The following is a 15,729-nucleotide window of genomic DNA, read 5'->3' as shown; positions in this document are numbered from 1 at the left end:
TGACAGTTACCTCATAGCTATCACATACAGGCGCCAAAAAAGCTAAGAAATTTAATAAAGTAAGCGCTATTTTAACACGTCCTGCTCGGTTTTTGCCTTGGCAAATATCTACTCACCGCCCTTGTATCCATCAGCGCCATAACCATATATAATGACGGCACACTTAATTGGGCGATACTAAATTAGGTAGTACTTAGTCGGGTAATGACAAGGCCACGAGCTAAGCTTTGGCTAATGCGCACTAATTATCGAATATTCCATAGGTCAAAAAATTATGTTATCAAAGATTGTAGGCAGTGTGGTTGGCACCAAAAATGACCGCGAACTAAAACGCATGCGTAAAGTGGTCAGCAAGATCAACGCACAAGAGGCTGAAATACAAGCCCTGTCTGATGAGCAACTACAACAAAAAACGGCAGAGTTCAAAGCACGTCATCAAAAAGGCGAAAGCTTAGATGCACTATTGCCAGAGGCATTTGCCGTCTGCCGCGAAGCCTCATTGCGTGTCAATGGTATGCGTCACTATGATGTGCAGCTGATCGGTGGTATCACCTTGCACGAAGGCAAAATCGCTGAGATGAAAACGGGCGAAGGTAAAACCCTAATGGGCACCTTGGCCATGTATCTCAATGCCATCAGTGGTAAAGGCGTGCATTTGGTCACGGTCAACGACTATCTAGCCGCTCGTGATGCTGAGTTGAATCGCCCGTTGTTTAGTTTTTTAGGTATGACAGTTGGCGTGATTTACTCACAGCAGCCGCCACAAGAAAAAATCGACGCCTATCAAGCTGATATCACGTACGGTACCAACAACGAGTACGGTTTTGATTATCTGCGCGACAACATGGTGTTTAGCTTAAAAGAGAAAAAACAGCGCCCGCTAAACTTCTGTATTATCGATGAAATCGACTCGATCTTGATTGATGAAGCTCGTACACCGCTGATCATCTCCGGTCAAGCCGAAGATTCATCACGCATGTATGCGCTGATTAACACCATCATTCCACGGCTTAAGCGCTCAAAAGACGAAGAAGCCAATAAAAATAACGAAGAAGAAGATTTCTGGATTGATGAAAAAAATCGCCAGATTGAAATCAGTGAAAAGGGTTACGAAAAAATTGAGCGCTTCTTAGTCGAAGTGGGCGAGCTGGGTGAAAACGAAAGCTTATATAGCCCAAGCCGCTTGCCGTTATTGGCTCACGTTCAAGCTGCCATTCGTGCGCATCATGTATTTGTCAAAAATGTTCACTATATCGTCGATGAAGGCGAAGTGGTCATCGTTGATGAAAACACAGGTCGTACTATGCCTGGTCGCCGCTGGTCAGAAGGGCTGCATCAAGCAGTAGAAGCCAAAGAAAACGTTGAAATCCAAGCAGAAAACCAAACGCTTGCGACCACGACATTCCAGAACTACTTCCGTCTATATGACAAATTGTCTGGTATGACGGGTACTGCTGATACCGAAGCAGCCGAGTTCAAATCTACTTATGATCTAGATGTCATCGTCATTCCAACGCATGAGCCGATTGCTCGTATCGATATGGATGATCAGATTTTCTTAACCAAGTTAGGCAAATACAAGGGCATTATCCGCGAGATTAAAGACATTCAAGCCAAAGGTGCACCTGTGCTGGTCGGTACAGCGACCATTGAAGCCAGTGAAGAGCTGTCTTACCTGCTCGATCAAGAAGGCGTGAAGCATAACGTCCTAAACGCCAAGCAGCATGAGCGTGAAGCTGAGATTATCGCACAGGCTGGTAGCCCAAAATCAGTGACGATCGCCACCAACATGGCAGGTCGTGGTACGGATATTATCCTTGGTGGTAATTGGCAGTCGTTTATTGAAGATGTCGATTCGGTCAGTCCGGAGGAGATGCAGCGCCTAAAGTCTCAGTGGCAAGTGAAGCACGATCAAGTGGTGGCGGCGGGCGGTCTACATATCATTGGCTCTGAGCGTCATGAATCACGTCGTATCGATAACCAGTTACGTGGCCGTGCTGGTCGTCAGGGTGATCCTGGGATGTCGCGCTTTTTCTTATCGCTCGAAGATGATTTGATGCGTATCTTCGCAGGCGATCGCGTGGTCAATATGATGCGTGCCATGGGTCTAAAAGAAGACGAAGCCATCGAGCATAAGATGGTGTCAAAATCGATCGAAAACGCGCAAGGTAAAGTTGAGAGCCGCGATTTTGATGCACGTAAGAATCTGTTGAAATACGATGACGTTGCCAACGAGCAGCGTAAAGTTATCTATGGTCAGCGCGATGATTTGCTTGCCGAAATGGACTTATTAGAAGCCATTGAAGTGATGCATCATGAAGTCTATAATGCCATGATCAACCAGTTCATTCCGCCTGGCTCTATCGACGATCAGTGGAACATTGACGGATTAGAAGATGAGCTTGAGGACGAGTTCAAAATTACGATGCCGATCAATGATTGGCTAGATGAAGACCGCCGTCTAGATGAAGAAGGACTGCGTGCCAAGATTATCCAAACAGCCATAGACCGTTATCACAGCCGCCGTGAGCAAATGGGTGAGCAAGACGCCGCCCAGCTTGAGCGTCATTTTATGCTACAGAGTCTAGACAAGCACTGGAAAGAGCATTTGACACAGATGGATCAGCTGCGTAAAGGTATCCATCTACGCGGCTATGCGCAGAAAAACCCTGAGCAGGAATACAAGCGTGAATCATTTGAATTGTTCCAAATGATGCTTGGGGCGATTAAGTCTGAAACGGTACAAGATTTATCACGTGTTCATATCCCAACCAAAGAAGAGCTAGAGGCGTTGGAAGCTCAGCAGCGTGAGAATGCTGCGCATATGCAAATGCAGTTTGAACATGATGACGTAGATAATTTAGATAGCAACGTAAACAGTGCAGCCGCTCAGCCGCAACCACAAAACCGCAGCCTTAGTGGTACGGCAGCAGCGGGCGCTGCTATGGCAGCCAGTGGTAGCAACGCCAATGAGCCAAACCCGTATGCTGGTATGAATATCAGTCGTAATGCCCCTTGTCCTTGTGGTTCAGGGTTCAAGTACAAACAGTGCCACGGCAAAATCTAATCAGTATGGTCTTTTAATCATTAGCAACTATGATTAAAGTCTGTAGACTGCTAAATAGTAAGCCCTTATCTCAACCAGATAGGGGCTTTTTTATATCTTATAAAGGCTGCTTGTTCTATAATTTACCGTTCTATAGCAGATGAACACTTTGTATTGATTGCTTACAAATTCAGCATAGGCGTGAATTTATGGACACGCTATAGTGTTCAGCATATCTATTTGGGAGAGCGTTATGAGTTTAGAATTATTAAAAAAATTGCGTACCTCAGTCGCATTGACGGGGTTGCTCGCTGGTGCATTAACGATCAGTGCCTGTCAGCAACAATCAGAGCCAGAGTCAAGTATGGAAGATGGTGTCAATGCTGAAGAATCTGTACCAATGTCAGCTGAGCCTGCTGAGCCAAGTGATGTCGTTGTAAATACTGAAGATGCCTCACTTAATGAAGTAGAAGGTGATACGGTCGCATCGGTAAACAGCAGCGTGACGCAGGTATCGTATCTGTGCTCACCTGAGCTAAAAGTTGAAGCGACTTATAAAGAAGATGCCAATCAAGTGGTCGTTGCCACTGATATGGGAACAGTAACACTGAATCAGACCAATGAAGGCAGTAATCCAGAAGTGTTTGAAGTTGCCACAGGGTTAGATGGCGGTCAAGGGTTTACTCAGTGGCGTGTGGCGCATGAAGAACGCGAAACTGGTGTCATGCGTACGGCGGGTGCAGATGAGTCAACCGTGAATACGTTTGAATGTAATAAAGTATAAAAGCTTGATTACTACGTACCACACAAAAAAAGCAACGCTGGTTTGGCATTGCTTTTTTTTGTCAGTGATTTATATGCTTGCTATCAACGCCAAAGGGTTTATTTTGGTCGAGTAGCATTGGCTTCATGTGCCAAAAACCCTTCTTCAGTCACATCGAGCTCTTCATGTTTCAACTCTACTGAGATACTATCGGTATGAATATGGGTACTCTTATTGACATCAATTTCTTGGACGGCATAAGTGTCTTTGGTAATAGTCGCTACTTGGCGTGATAAAACGATTTCAATCGGCTCGTTACCAACCTCTATTTGTTTACCATTGACGGTCACCACGGCTTTACTATCTAGTGAGGGTTCAACATGACGCAATATGTCTTTTTCGTCGTAATGGCCAGACAGTAAATCTTGACTCTCTGCATCATGGTATTCAGTACGAATCGTGATGTACTCTTCTACTAATTCGATAGGCACTTCAATGGTCTTGGTGCGGGCATGCTTGGTAACAGTCACTTTACCAACGTCTAGGCGCTCTTTATTGATGACAGGACGCTCTTCTAATAGCTCCAAATGCCCAACATTGACGATATTGGAGGTTTCATCAGCTAGTGTGCTTTTTTGGCTTTCCAAATCGTCTTGGTATAAGTTTTTTGTATGGTCAGTAGTCATTTTTATTTCCTTATAATTATAAAATGATGAATCGGGCAAAATGCAATGTTAACGAATGATATTGAATTTATTACTATCATTAATCATTACTATAATAACTCACGTCCCCATATTATCGATACAAAAAAGACCAGAGACATGCTCTGGCCTTAATCTGCTAAGTCAAAATGCTTAGCTACCTGTTATTATCACATCTCATAATGAAATCACAATGTCATTAAAAGACGCAAAGTATCAGGGTATTACATTCCACGAGCGCGGCGTACATCATCTGCTGTGATGTCATCACGGTTAACTAAGTTGCCTTCACGGTCGACCACATTACCGTCATTATTAACGTCTAGCTCTTCGCGCTGGATAGTCTCAACGATAGTTTCAGTATGACGCTCTGTTGTTTTACCAACATTAACTTCTTCAGACACATAAGTATCTTTACCAACACGAGCACGTTCTGCTTCTAGCTCAACTTCAACGGTATCATTAACGTCCATATCACCGATGCGGCGGTCTGTTGGGCGATCAACGCTAGTGCGCTGAATATCAGCATGTTCTTCTTCTAGCTCAACCTCGACATTGCGCTCTTCAGTCACAACATGTTTGCCAACTTTTACAAGACCTGCAACGATACGGTCTTTATTGACAGTCAAACGCTCTTCTAAAAGCTCTAGTGTGTTTGGTGCATCATAAGAATGGTCTGCGATGTCTACGCGCTCTTCAGCTGGAACGGTATCAGCAGTAAACGCTTGACGATCTTTTTCGTATTGCTCTTTATAGCTGTACTGATAGTCGTGGTCATATACTTCCATGGCTTCTACTTGAGACTTGGTCAAGCTATCGAAGAAAACATCATCACCAACAATACGAGCAAGACCCGCTGGTACTAATACCTCTTTTGAGCTAAACCAGCCACCTGCATCAACGATTAGGTAACGAATACGGCCAGTAGTGTCTTCTACTAATGCACCTTCGATTTTACCAATTTTTTCTTCATTAACGCCGTAAGCAGTTTTGTCTGTTGGATCATAATAGTCATCACCGATTAGGTCACGATGAGTGGCTTGAATATCTTTTAAACGGATTAGTTGGCTCATTATTGTCTTCCTTTTTTATGAGTTAGTATTTGTAAAAATTATTTTATAAATGGATATTCTTAAAATTGCTGATGAATACTTATTTTAAATTCTAGGCAAAAATTACTTCAATAATCGAATTTCAATAAGTAAGTTAAGAGATATATCACAACATCTCTGCATCAACTTGTAGCCATCCTAACACTATGATTTTGGATGAAATACATGAGCAAGGTAGCAAAATGTGCGCTTGGGGTAATTACATGTAATAGGCTGTAAGTGGTATAACATAGGTGGGGTACAACTTAACGAGTCTTAACACAAAGAAATGTTTGAAGTTAACGTTGAATCAATAGACACAAAAAAACCGCAGAGCAATGAGCAATGCGGTTCTTGAACAAAAAATAAATACCAATAAATGCGTGAAGTTAAATGTTACGTATTATCTGAACAAAGACACGCTAGTATTACTTTTACTTAAGGAAGCTCAATAGCAACGGCAACTGCTTCGCCGCCACCAATACAAAGTGTCGCAACGCCTTTTTTGCCGCCGGTACGCTTGAGAGAATTGATGAGTGTCACTAGGATTCGTGCACCTGAACAGCCTACTGGATGACCAAGCGCACAAGCGCCGCCTTCAACGTTAACTTTGGCGTGGTCGATGTTTAGCTCGTCCATAGCCGCCATAGTGACCATCGCAAAAGCTTCGTTAATTTCCCATAGATCCACATCAGCGACTGACCAGCCAGCATTTGCTAGTACTTTTTCGATGGCACCGATCGGAGCGATGGTGAATTCGCTTGGGTGACGAGAGTTTGAAGCAGTGGCAACGATGCGAGCTTGATAATCCAGACCTTCAGCCTTTGCTTGTGACTCTTTCATGACGACGACAGCAGCAGCACCGTCTGAGATTGAGCTGGCATTGGCTGCAGTGATCGTACCGTCTTTTGCAAATGCTGGGCGTAAGCTTGGGATACGATCAGCATTCGCTAGGCCTGGTTGCTCATCAGTATCGACCGTTTGCTCGCCTTTACGAGTTTCAAACGTCACAGGCTCAATTTCATCTTTGAAGTGATTGTCTTTGATAGCGGTTAGCGCGCGACTGAGTGATTCGATGGCAAACTCATCCATCTTTTCACGTGTATAGCCTTTTTTATCCGCCATTTCTTGAGCGAACATACCCATGAGCTTACCAGTCTCAGCATCTTCTAGGCCGTCTAAGAACATATGATCTTTGACTTCTTTGTGACCCATGCGGTAGCCACCACGCGACCCTGGCATCAGATACGGTGCATTGGTCATTGACTCCATACCACCAGCTACAGCAACATTGAAGCTACCAGCTTTGATGCCATCATGTGCTTGCATGACGGCTTTTAGACCTGAGCCGCATAGCTTGTTAATGGTGACCGCGCCAGTCGCGTCAGACAATCCAGCTTTGCGCATGGCTTGACGGGCAGGGCCTTGACCCAAACCTGCAGTCAAGATACAACCCATGATTACTTCATCAATATCATCGACACTAACGCCTGAGCGTTCGACAGCGGCTTTAATTGCAGCAGCGCCCAAATCGCTAGCACTCATGTCTTTTAGTACGCCTTGGAAGCCGCCCATTGGTGTACGTGCGCCGTTTAAGATTACAATTGCATCATTTGACATCGTTATTATTCCTTATTTACGTATTTTAAATGAAAGTGCCTCATAGAGAGGTAAGGGCTGGTTCGCTGTTACTCTTTATCAGTTAGCATTTGCCTGGCTCACTGATAAAGGGGGTGATAAGCGTGGCTTGCTAAAATTATGTTTTAAGCCAGCTCATCTAAGCGAATGCGTACTACTTTATCAGTAATGGTCTCTAATTTTTCAATTTTTTCGATAGCGAGATTCATCTGGCTCTCGACCACAGGTAGGGTTAAGATAATGACAGGTACTTGACCCACTTTATGCGCAGGTTTCTGCAGAATGGCATCGATATTGATACCTGCATCGCTTAGGATGCGAGTGATGTCCGCTAAAACACCTGGGCTATCATAAGCATGTACACGTAAGTAGTAACCAGTAATCATCTGTTCAGCACGTAATATTGGTGTGTCTGAGAGTTGCTCAGGGATAAATGCTAAGTGCGGTACATGGTGTCCACGATTGTTTTGCTCGCTGCTGTTTTGCTCGTCGCCACTTTTGCTACCTAATACACGGACGAGATCCATGACGTCGGCCATCACTGCCGAAGCAGTAGCACCAGCACCAGCGCCATCACCGCAGTAGAGTGTTTGCCCAAGTGGATGTGAGTTGACCAATACCGCGTTTTTGACGCCATTGACATTGGCAAGCAACGCATCTTGTGGAATAAGCGTTGGATGTACACGCAACTCAACGCCAGCATCATCACTGTTGCCTTGACCATCACGGCGTACTGCAAATCCTAAATGTTTGATACGATAGCCAAGCTCTTCGGCGTAGTTGACATCTTGTAGTGTGATACCAGTGATGCCTTCACAGTAGACTTTGTCAAACTGTAGCGGGATACCAAAGGCAATCGAGGCAAGCAAGGCTAGTTTGTGCGCCGCATCGATGCCTTCCACATCAAAAGTTGGATCTGCTTCTGCATAACCCAGCTCTTGCGCCTCCTCTAGTACGTCGGCAAATGGGCGACCTTTGTCACGCATTTCGGTCATGATAAAGTTGCCAGTACCGTTAATGATACCTGCGAGCCAATCAATTTTATTGGCAGCAAGCGCTTCGCGCATCACTTTGATAATTGGGATGCCGCCTGCCACCGCTGCTTCATAAGCAACATGGACATTATTCTCTTCAGCAAAGGCAAAAATCTCATTGCCGTGTTCAGCCAATAGCGCTTTATTTGCAGTTACGACATGCTTACCGTTTTTAATAGCTTGCATGATGACGTCTTTAGCCAAGGTCGTACCACCAATCACTTCGATAACGATATCGACATTGTCGCTTGCCGCAATTGCCATCAAGTCACTGTTTTGCATGATGCTGGTATCAATATCATCACGCTGACGGCGCGTACCCACTTCGGTAATAATAATATCGCGTCCACTACGGCGTTTTAGCTCATCTAAATTGTCATTGATTAGGTTGATCACACCTGTTCCGACGGTGCCTAAACCAAGTATCGCTAGTTTGATGGAATTGCTCACAGTATCCTCAAGAGGTTAAATATAATGAAGCGGGCATAACGCTGGGGCAATAGCAAATGAGTCTGCGGCATAACACCGGCAGTCTATAGGCATTTTCTAGTGCTACTTTGCATACATACTTCATTATAGTTGAATAAAAAATGCTCAGATAAAAGGGTATTGCTAATTTTGCATCGCGCTTTATCGTATCATACCGACAAGCAGTTGTGACGTCTACACAATGTCGATAAGGTTATATAGGGTATAGATTATAGAATAACTATCGTGCTCATCTGTACTTGGCATACTCAGATATTGCTCAAGCGGTGCTGTCTTATATTTAAATCCATTCATATAAACGGTAGATATTAGAATATATTAAAAATATCACATGTTAGGATTAAGTATTAGTTTGCACCGACAGCTTGCGCCAGTTGTGCTGCAGGTAAATAGCCACCTACTTGCTCGCCTGCTTCAGTAAAGATGGCAGGGGTACCGCGTACACCCAGTCTTGATCCTAGAGCCATATGCGCTTGCACAGGGGTAGCACAGCTAGGCGCTTGCACATTGGCACCCATTTTTGCTTGATCCATCGCTGCGTTACGATCCTGACTACACCAAATCGCTTCCATCTTTGGCACAGACTCTTGACTGCGTGGCCATGCGAGATATCGCACTTCGATACCGCGCGCATTGATATCATCCATTTCTGAATGTAGTTTACGGCAGTAGCCACAGTCGGCATCAGTAAAGGCATAGACGACCGCTTTGGTCTCACCTTTTGCTGGATAAATGATCATCTCTTTTTTATCAACAGCTTGTAACGCTTCTTGCGCGGTACTGGCCGCCAAAGCAGCACTGATATCAACTGGCGTATCACCACCAACGGCAACGATCTGTCCTTGGATAATATGCTTACCCGACTTATCGGTAAAGAAAGAGGGTAGCCCTTCAGCAGTCACCCAATAAATACCGTCCATATCTGTTGGTACCGCTGAGACGATCGTTTCTTCGATACCAGAGGCCTTTAGGTTTGCTTGTAATGCACTAACTACTGCAGAGTCATTATCAGCTGACGCTTTGGCTGGTGCATCCTTGGTCTGCGCCGCGTTGACAACACTGGTATTACCGGTTGCATCCGCTGCATTGTTTGAGCAGCCAGCAGCAACACCTACTAGCAAGGCACTCATCACAAAACGAGATAGGGTAGTACGAGAGAAAAAATTATTCGTCGTGGTATTTTTGCTAATGGATGACGGCATATGGATTTCCTATAGGCATCGCGCCTAGACATGAGTTCGTTATATACAAAGCGTTGTGGATTACAATATATAGTAAGGTGTCTGTATAGTGTTTTAAAGGTTTAATTTTACAGAAGTTTTTATAAATGATTGATAGTAAAGATAAGCGGTAAAATCGCTATATTAGCATATTTATGGATAATGACAGCTCAAATGCACTGTCTAATAAATGCAAATAATCCCAACTTTTAAGAATAGCTGACAACACAAATTCAAAAAATAAGATACATTTGTACTATGTAATATATGGACGTGCCCTTGTAGTCTACTGCTAACAGCATTGTTATTATAAGAATTGTTTTTATAAGAACTCTAATAAAAAACTTTGTTTTAATGATTTCAGTAGTACTTACTTCAACAAATTTGCTTTAAGGAGCACACATGGCAGGTGCCAGTTTATTAACCTTACTTGATGATATCAGTGTGATATTGGATGACGTCTCCGTCATGACCAAAGTCGCTGCCAAAAAAACCGCTGGGGTATTGGGCGATGATTTGGCGTTGAATGCTGAGCAAGTTACTGGTGTCAAAGCCAACCGCGAACTACCTGTTGTCTGGGCAGTTGCTAAGGGCTCGTTCATCAATAAGCTCATTTTGGTACCAGCAGCGTTATTGATTAGTGCGATTTATCCACCGCTTGTCACGTTTTTATTGATGTGTGGCGGTCTGTTCTTGGTTTATGAGGGGGCTGAAAAAGTCATACATCGGTTTTGGCCACATGCATTGCCACATGATGAAGAACAAAATGCTCGCCGAAAAGCCAATGCCGATGAAACAGTCGATTTAGTGGCATTTGAAAAAGAAAAAATCAAAGGGGCCATACGTACAGATTTTATCTTATCCGCTGAGATTATCGTGATTGCACTAGGCGCAACGGCAAGTGCTACTTTGCTAGAACGCAGTTTAGTATTGTCCATCTTGGCAATTGGTATTACGATTGGTATTTATGGTTTGGTCGCTGGTATTGTCAAAATAGATGATGCAGGCCTACATCTGATGGAGCAAGAAAGCACGTTTAAGAAGAAATTAGGTAAGGTGATGTTTGCCGCCGCGCCAAAGCTCATGAAGTTTTTATCCATTGCAGGGACGTTGGCTATGTTCTTAGTGGGTGGCGGTATCTTAGTACATGGTATTGGCTTTTTGCATCACGGTGTAGAGGATATCGCACATCTCACTGGTATTTTTGAAGGAGTAACAACCACCGTATTAAATGGTGTTATTGGTTTTATTATCGGTGTGGCAGTTGTGGCATTGCTTACCATTATTGATAAAGTTCGCGGCAAAGATGATAAGGCTTCTTCTACTCATTAAGCTGGTTTGTGGTTTTATCTTATGTCCAATTTTATTCTAAATAGATAATTAAACAAAAACCTATTAAAGCAAAAGCCCCAAAGCTATTAGTAGCTTTGGGGCTTTTATATTTCTGCTTCTATATATTAGCTTTCGCTATCGGTATCATCAGACGCAAGCTTCTCAGCTTGGGTCGGTTTTTTATGATCCGTTTTGGGCTTGCGACTGCGTGCCTTTGGAACCTTCGGCGTCGTCAGGTTAAACATGCCGGTCTGTGGCAGCAATTGCTCAGCCACATTCTCGATCATGTTTTTATAGCTGGCGATGGTGGTCTTAGATTTAGCTGCTTGACTGTCATCTTTGCTCGTCTCTTTAGCAGATTCTTCTACTTTAGATTCGGTTGTTTGCTCAGCCTCTTCTGCATCAGACTTTTCTACATCTGCCTGTGTTGCATCAGCTTCCGTCGTATTGACTCCTTGTGCTTCACTGGCTTGAGCTTCTACACGGTTAGCAGCTGATTGCGCTTGCTCGACTTCTAGCAATTTCTCACTATCAGTGCTGACATGGTCAGCCTGAGCTTGATTGGCCAGTGCTGTCGCTTCAACGTTATGTGCATCCACTTCGCTATTGTTTTGCTTAGTATTTACTAGCGATGCTTCATTGCTCGAAGTCTGCTTTGTAGGAACACTCAACACAGCTGGCTCTTGGTAGTCAGGATGCTGACCGCGTGGATCATTGCTGGCACGCTTGCCAATGGCACGTGGTTCAACGGCGGTTTTGCCTTGAGCTACTGCAAATTGACTGACTGCTTGAGTCATCGCTGCGAAGCGTGCCAAGTAATCGGCTGCTAATGGCTGGTAGCCATAGTTGCTAAAGTCAAAGCGCTGACTGGCCATATTGTTGCTATGGTTGTCATCGACAGCATTCTCAACGTTGGTGCTATTATCTGCAGATTGCGCTTGCTCGTTATACAAGGCAATTGTCTCGATAAAGCAGCTGATAACGCCATTTTCTGCTAAGCGAGTTTGCGCGTCTGGCAGCGTCGCACGAATAAACTCACCAACGGTGCCACGTATCGCTGCTACACTTACAGTAGTAGCTTCGACCTGAGGTGTTGCTTTTGCTTGCTGAGCACGTACCACACGTGGGTCGTTGCTAGCTTGACCAAACTTCTCAGCAGTCACGTAACGTTCACCAAACAGTGATTCGTGTGTTAACTCAAGTGCTGAGTTACTCATGCCTTTATCATTGGCACCACTGTCATTAGCTGGAACTTTTTTAGCTTCTTCAGCTTTACTGACATTATCAGTGGTACCAGTATCAGTGGTCTCAGCTTTCTGATGCTCGGGCTTGGTTTTGGCCTGTTCTGCATCAGCCGTTTTTGTACTAACTGACTGACTGTCTACGTCGCCAGCAGAGGCTGGTTGGTCGCTAGAAGAGGTTGGTTGCGCTTGTTCTGACTGATTTTTATTATCAGTGCTCTGCTTACGATCAGGTGCATTGTTTTGCACCTTAGCGTTAGTAGTCGCCTCTTGGTTGTTTTGAGTCTGATTCTCAGACGTCTCTACCGTACCCTTTTTATTGTCACCTTTTTGGTCAGTATTTTTCTCACTGTTACTAGGCTTGTTGGCAGCTTGCTGAGTAGCGTGATCTTTTGTGCTCTCGTTCTTTGCCGTGCCGTTTGTTGAGCGTTGTTTATCGCTAGATTGAGGCTTAGCAGGCGTGGACTTGCTATCATCTAAAGATAAGTGTACAACTTCTGACGCCTTTAGCTTGGTCGGTGCTTCATTGACTTGTAGCACGACTTCATTAGGGTCCTGACTACGACGTGTGCCAGATTGGTTTTTACCATTGGCATCGTCGCTATTTTTACCATTTTGCTGCTTGTTTTGCTTAACATCGTCAGCCGTTAGCGTCTCACCGCGCTCTAGCTTTCCGCGTGAGCCACGTTGGCTATGCGATTTACGCTTAGCGCGCACTTGCTCATCAGCTTTTTGGCCAGTTACGTTGTCTGCGTCATTACGATCGTTTGCTTTTTGGTTATTGTCTTGACGATTGCTGTTGTCTTGACGGTTATTACGATTGCGATCGTTCGTACGTCTGTTTTCCTGTTGACGCTTGTCTTGCTGTTGTTGGCCTTGCGTGTCAGACGATTTCTCATCAGCACCGCTATTGGTATGGTCAGTCGTCTCGTCAGTCGCTTCTTTTCTTTGACGCGGCTTTGAGTTTCTTGACTTACGCGGCTTACGTCTTCTTCTGTCTTCGTTATTGCTGTCATCAGTATCGCTGTCGTTAGTACGGCGTGTCTGTTGACGATTAGCGTTGCTATCTGATGGTTGGTTGTCGTTTTTCTGATGATTGTTTTGTTGAGTTGGCTGCTCACTATTTGAAGCGCCACTATTCAATGCATTGCTATCAACTTGGCCAAATGAGCCTAAGCTTTGTGCGCCAGTATTTACCAAGGCCTCGATCGCTTCAGCGGCATCGCGACTACTGACACTAGGTGTGGTGGTGGCTTGCGGTGCTTGCGCAAACAGATTTGATAACCAAGCGACTGCTTTTGGTTGAGCAGTGGCTTCCACATTTTGAGCTTGCGCTGCGACTGGCGCTACAACGTTTTTAGGTTGACTGGCTTGTGGTGCGCGCGCTGGCGCAGCGTCATTAGCATTTTTATGATTACGGCGATCATTGCTATGATTGACGGTATCGTTCTGCGATTGCGTGGCTGTGCTCTGCTTGTTGTTATCATTTGACGGTTTACGAGGCTGGCGAGTAGGCTGCTGCTCAGGGCGCTCTTTTTCAGCCGTTTGCCAGTCGACATTGTAGCCAAGGTCACTGTGCTCTTGTTGCTGGGTATCAGTGATACGCTCGTAGCTCGATGGGGCAAATCCGTCGCGGTTAAAGTGCAGCTTAAAGTTTGGTGACTCTAAATGGGCGTGCGGCAAAATCGTGATACGAGTGCCACTATCTTGCTCAAGATAAACCAAGCTGTCACGCTTTTCATTTAGCAAAAATGCTGCGATGTCGGTTGGAACTTCCGCTTGTACTTCACCTTGGCGTTCTTTGAGCGCAATTTGTTCAATTTGACGCATGATAGAGAGCGACAATGAACGCAGGTCACGAATCATACCGTTACCATGGCAACGTGGGCAGATATAACCAGTTGATTCTTCTAATGATGGACGTAGACGCTGACGGCTCATTTCCATCAGACCAAATTTAGAGATATCACCAAACTGGACGCGAGCACGATCGTATTTGGTCGCATCAATTAGACGCTTTTCGACTTCTTTTTGATGCTTATTGTCATTCATGTCAATAAAGTCAATAACGATCAAACCACCCATATCACGCAAACGCAGCTGACGGGCAATCTCGTCGGCCGCTTCTAGGTTGGTATGATAAGCAGTCTCAGCAACGTCTGAACCTTTAGTCGACTTAGCTGAGTTGATGTCGATAGAGACCAAGGCTTCTGTTTGGTCGATGACGATTGAGCCACCTGATGGTAGACGTACCTCACGCTGATAGGCCGTTTCGATTTGTTTTTCGATATTAAAGCGCGAAAACATTGGTTCATAATCGGTATATTTGCGTAGCTTTTCGGCTTGTTTTGGCATCACTGCATCAATAAAGCCTGCTGCTTCAATATAAGCGTTTTCGTTATCAATCCAAATCTCAGCGATATCATCACGCAAATAGTCACGGACAGCACGGGTAACGACACCTGCTTCTTGATGGACAAGGCGCGGTGACGGATATTTTTGGTTTTGTTCTTGGATGGCCTGCCAGATATTAAGCAAATGGTTAAGGTCATGTTGCAAGTCTTCTTGCGTCTTGCCGATACCCGCGGTACGAATGATAACACTCATGCCTTTTGGCAAATCAAGATTGCTCAGCATACGTTTCATGTCTTCGCGCAGCTTGCCTGAGATTTGACGTGAGATACCGCCGCCACGAGGGTTATTTGGCATGAGTACCAGATAGCGACCAGCCAAAGAGACATACGTCGATAGGGCAGCGCCTTTGTTACCGCGCTCTTCTTTTTCGACTTGGACGATTAGCTCGTCGCCTTCTTTAATCAGTTTTTTGATGTTTTCATCACGTGGGTTACCGCTTAGGTATTCGGCAGAGATTTCACGAATCGGCAAAAATCCTTGGCGCTGAGAGCCGTACTCGACAAATACCGCTTCAAGCGATGGCTCAACACGGGTTACATGGCCTTTATAAATGTTAGATTTTTTTTGCTCGCGGGTACGATTTTCTAGGTCGAAATCGTATAGATGATTGCCTGTACATAAGGCGACACGAATCTCTTCGTTTTGAGTTGCGTTGATCAAAATGCGTTTCATATTTATATCCTATGAGTACGCATAACAACGATAAGACAGTCTTTAAAAGATAGTGGCAAGTGTGGCTAATATGACATTAGCATT

General features: G+C 44.7%; 9 protein-coding genes. 3 read left to right on the top strand and 6 right to left on the bottom strand.

What is annotated here, in order from left to right; translation table 11 throughout:
- The first annotated feature begins 274 nt into the window (after window positions 1–274).
- Together secA and AOT82_RS07000 are read left to right on the top strand one after the other, a co-directional pair.
- Window positions 275–3,067 carry a preprotein translocase subunit SecA gene (gene secA, locus AOT82_RS07005; protein ID WP_071002383.1) on the top strand — a complete coding sequence of 931 codons (2,793 nt, stop codon included), beginning with the start codon at window positions 275–277 and terminating at the stop codon, window positions 3,065–3,067.
- Window positions 3,068–3,299: 232 nt separating this feature from the next.
- Window positions 3,300–3,830: a hypothetical protein gene (locus AOT82_RS07000; RefSeq protein WP_071002382.1), complete on the top strand. Its 531-nt coding sequence runs from the start codon at window positions 3,300–3,302 to the stop codon at window positions 3,828–3,830.
- A 98-nt stretch (window positions 3,831–3,928) separates the two neighbouring features.
- On the opposite strand, the gene AOT82_RS06995 is transcribed toward AOT82_RS07000, so the two are convergent.
- From AOT82_RS06995 to AOT82_RS06975, 5 genes are all read right to left on the bottom strand, one after another.
- Window positions 3,929–4,495 carry a YsnF/AvaK domain-containing protein gene (locus tag AOT82_RS06995; RefSeq protein WP_071002381.1) on the bottom strand — a complete coding sequence of 189 codons (567 nt, stop codon included), beginning with the start codon at window positions 4,493–4,495 and terminating at the stop codon, window positions 3,929–3,931.
- A gap of 242 nt (window positions 4,496–4,737) precedes the next feature.
- The gene (locus tag AOT82_RS06990; protein ID WP_071002380.1) at window positions 4,738–5,586 is read right to left on the bottom strand and encodes a DUF2382 domain-containing protein; all 849 of its coding nucleotides are present in this window, start codon (window positions 5,584–5,586) and stop codon (window positions 4,738–4,740) included.
- A 456-nt stretch (window positions 5,587–6,042) separates the two neighbouring features.
- On the bottom strand, window positions 6,043–7,224 hold the full coding sequence (locus tag AOT82_RS06985; protein ID WP_071002379.1) for a thiolase family protein: 1,182 nt from the start codon (window positions 7,222–7,224) through the stop codon (window positions 6,043–6,045).
- 143 nt (window positions 7,225–7,367) lie between these two features.
- Window positions 7,368–8,726, bottom strand: a complete 1,359-nt coding sequence (locus tag AOT82_RS06980; protein WP_058025677.1) for a homoserine dehydrogenase — start codon at window positions 8,724–8,726, stop codon at window positions 7,368–7,370.
- A 386-nt stretch (window positions 8,727–9,112) separates the two neighbouring features.
- A complete protein-coding gene (locus tag AOT82_RS06975) occupies window positions 9,113–9,967 on the bottom strand; it encodes a DsbC family protein (protein WP_071002378.1) in 855 nt (284 codons plus the stop codon).
- A gap of 420 nt (window positions 9,968–10,387) precedes the next feature.
- On the opposite strand from AOT82_RS06975, the gene AOT82_RS06970 reads away from it, so the two are divergent.
- Window positions 10,388–11,317, top strand: a complete 930-nt coding sequence (locus AOT82_RS06970) for a DUF808 domain-containing protein (RefSeq protein WP_071002377.1) — start codon at window positions 10,388–10,390, stop codon at window positions 11,315–11,317.
- A 125-nt stretch (window positions 11,318–11,442) separates the two neighbouring features.
- Here the strand turns inward: AOT82_RS06970 and AOT82_RS06965 are convergent, their stop codons facing one another.
- On the bottom strand, window positions 11,443–15,645 hold the full coding sequence (locus AOT82_RS06965; protein WP_071002376.1) for an Rne/Rng family ribonuclease: 4,203 nt from the start codon (window positions 15,643–15,645) through the stop codon (window positions 11,443–11,445).
- Between the last annotated feature and the right edge of the window lie 84 nt (window positions 15,646–15,729).

The organism is Psychrobacter sp. AntiMn-1, assembly GCF_001854065.1.
GTDB classification, from domain to species: domain Bacteria; phylum Pseudomonadota; class Gammaproteobacteria; order Pseudomonadales; family Moraxellaceae; genus Psychrobacter; species Psychrobacter pacificensis.
This window is presented reverse-complemented; position numbering and strand designations above follow the sequence as displayed.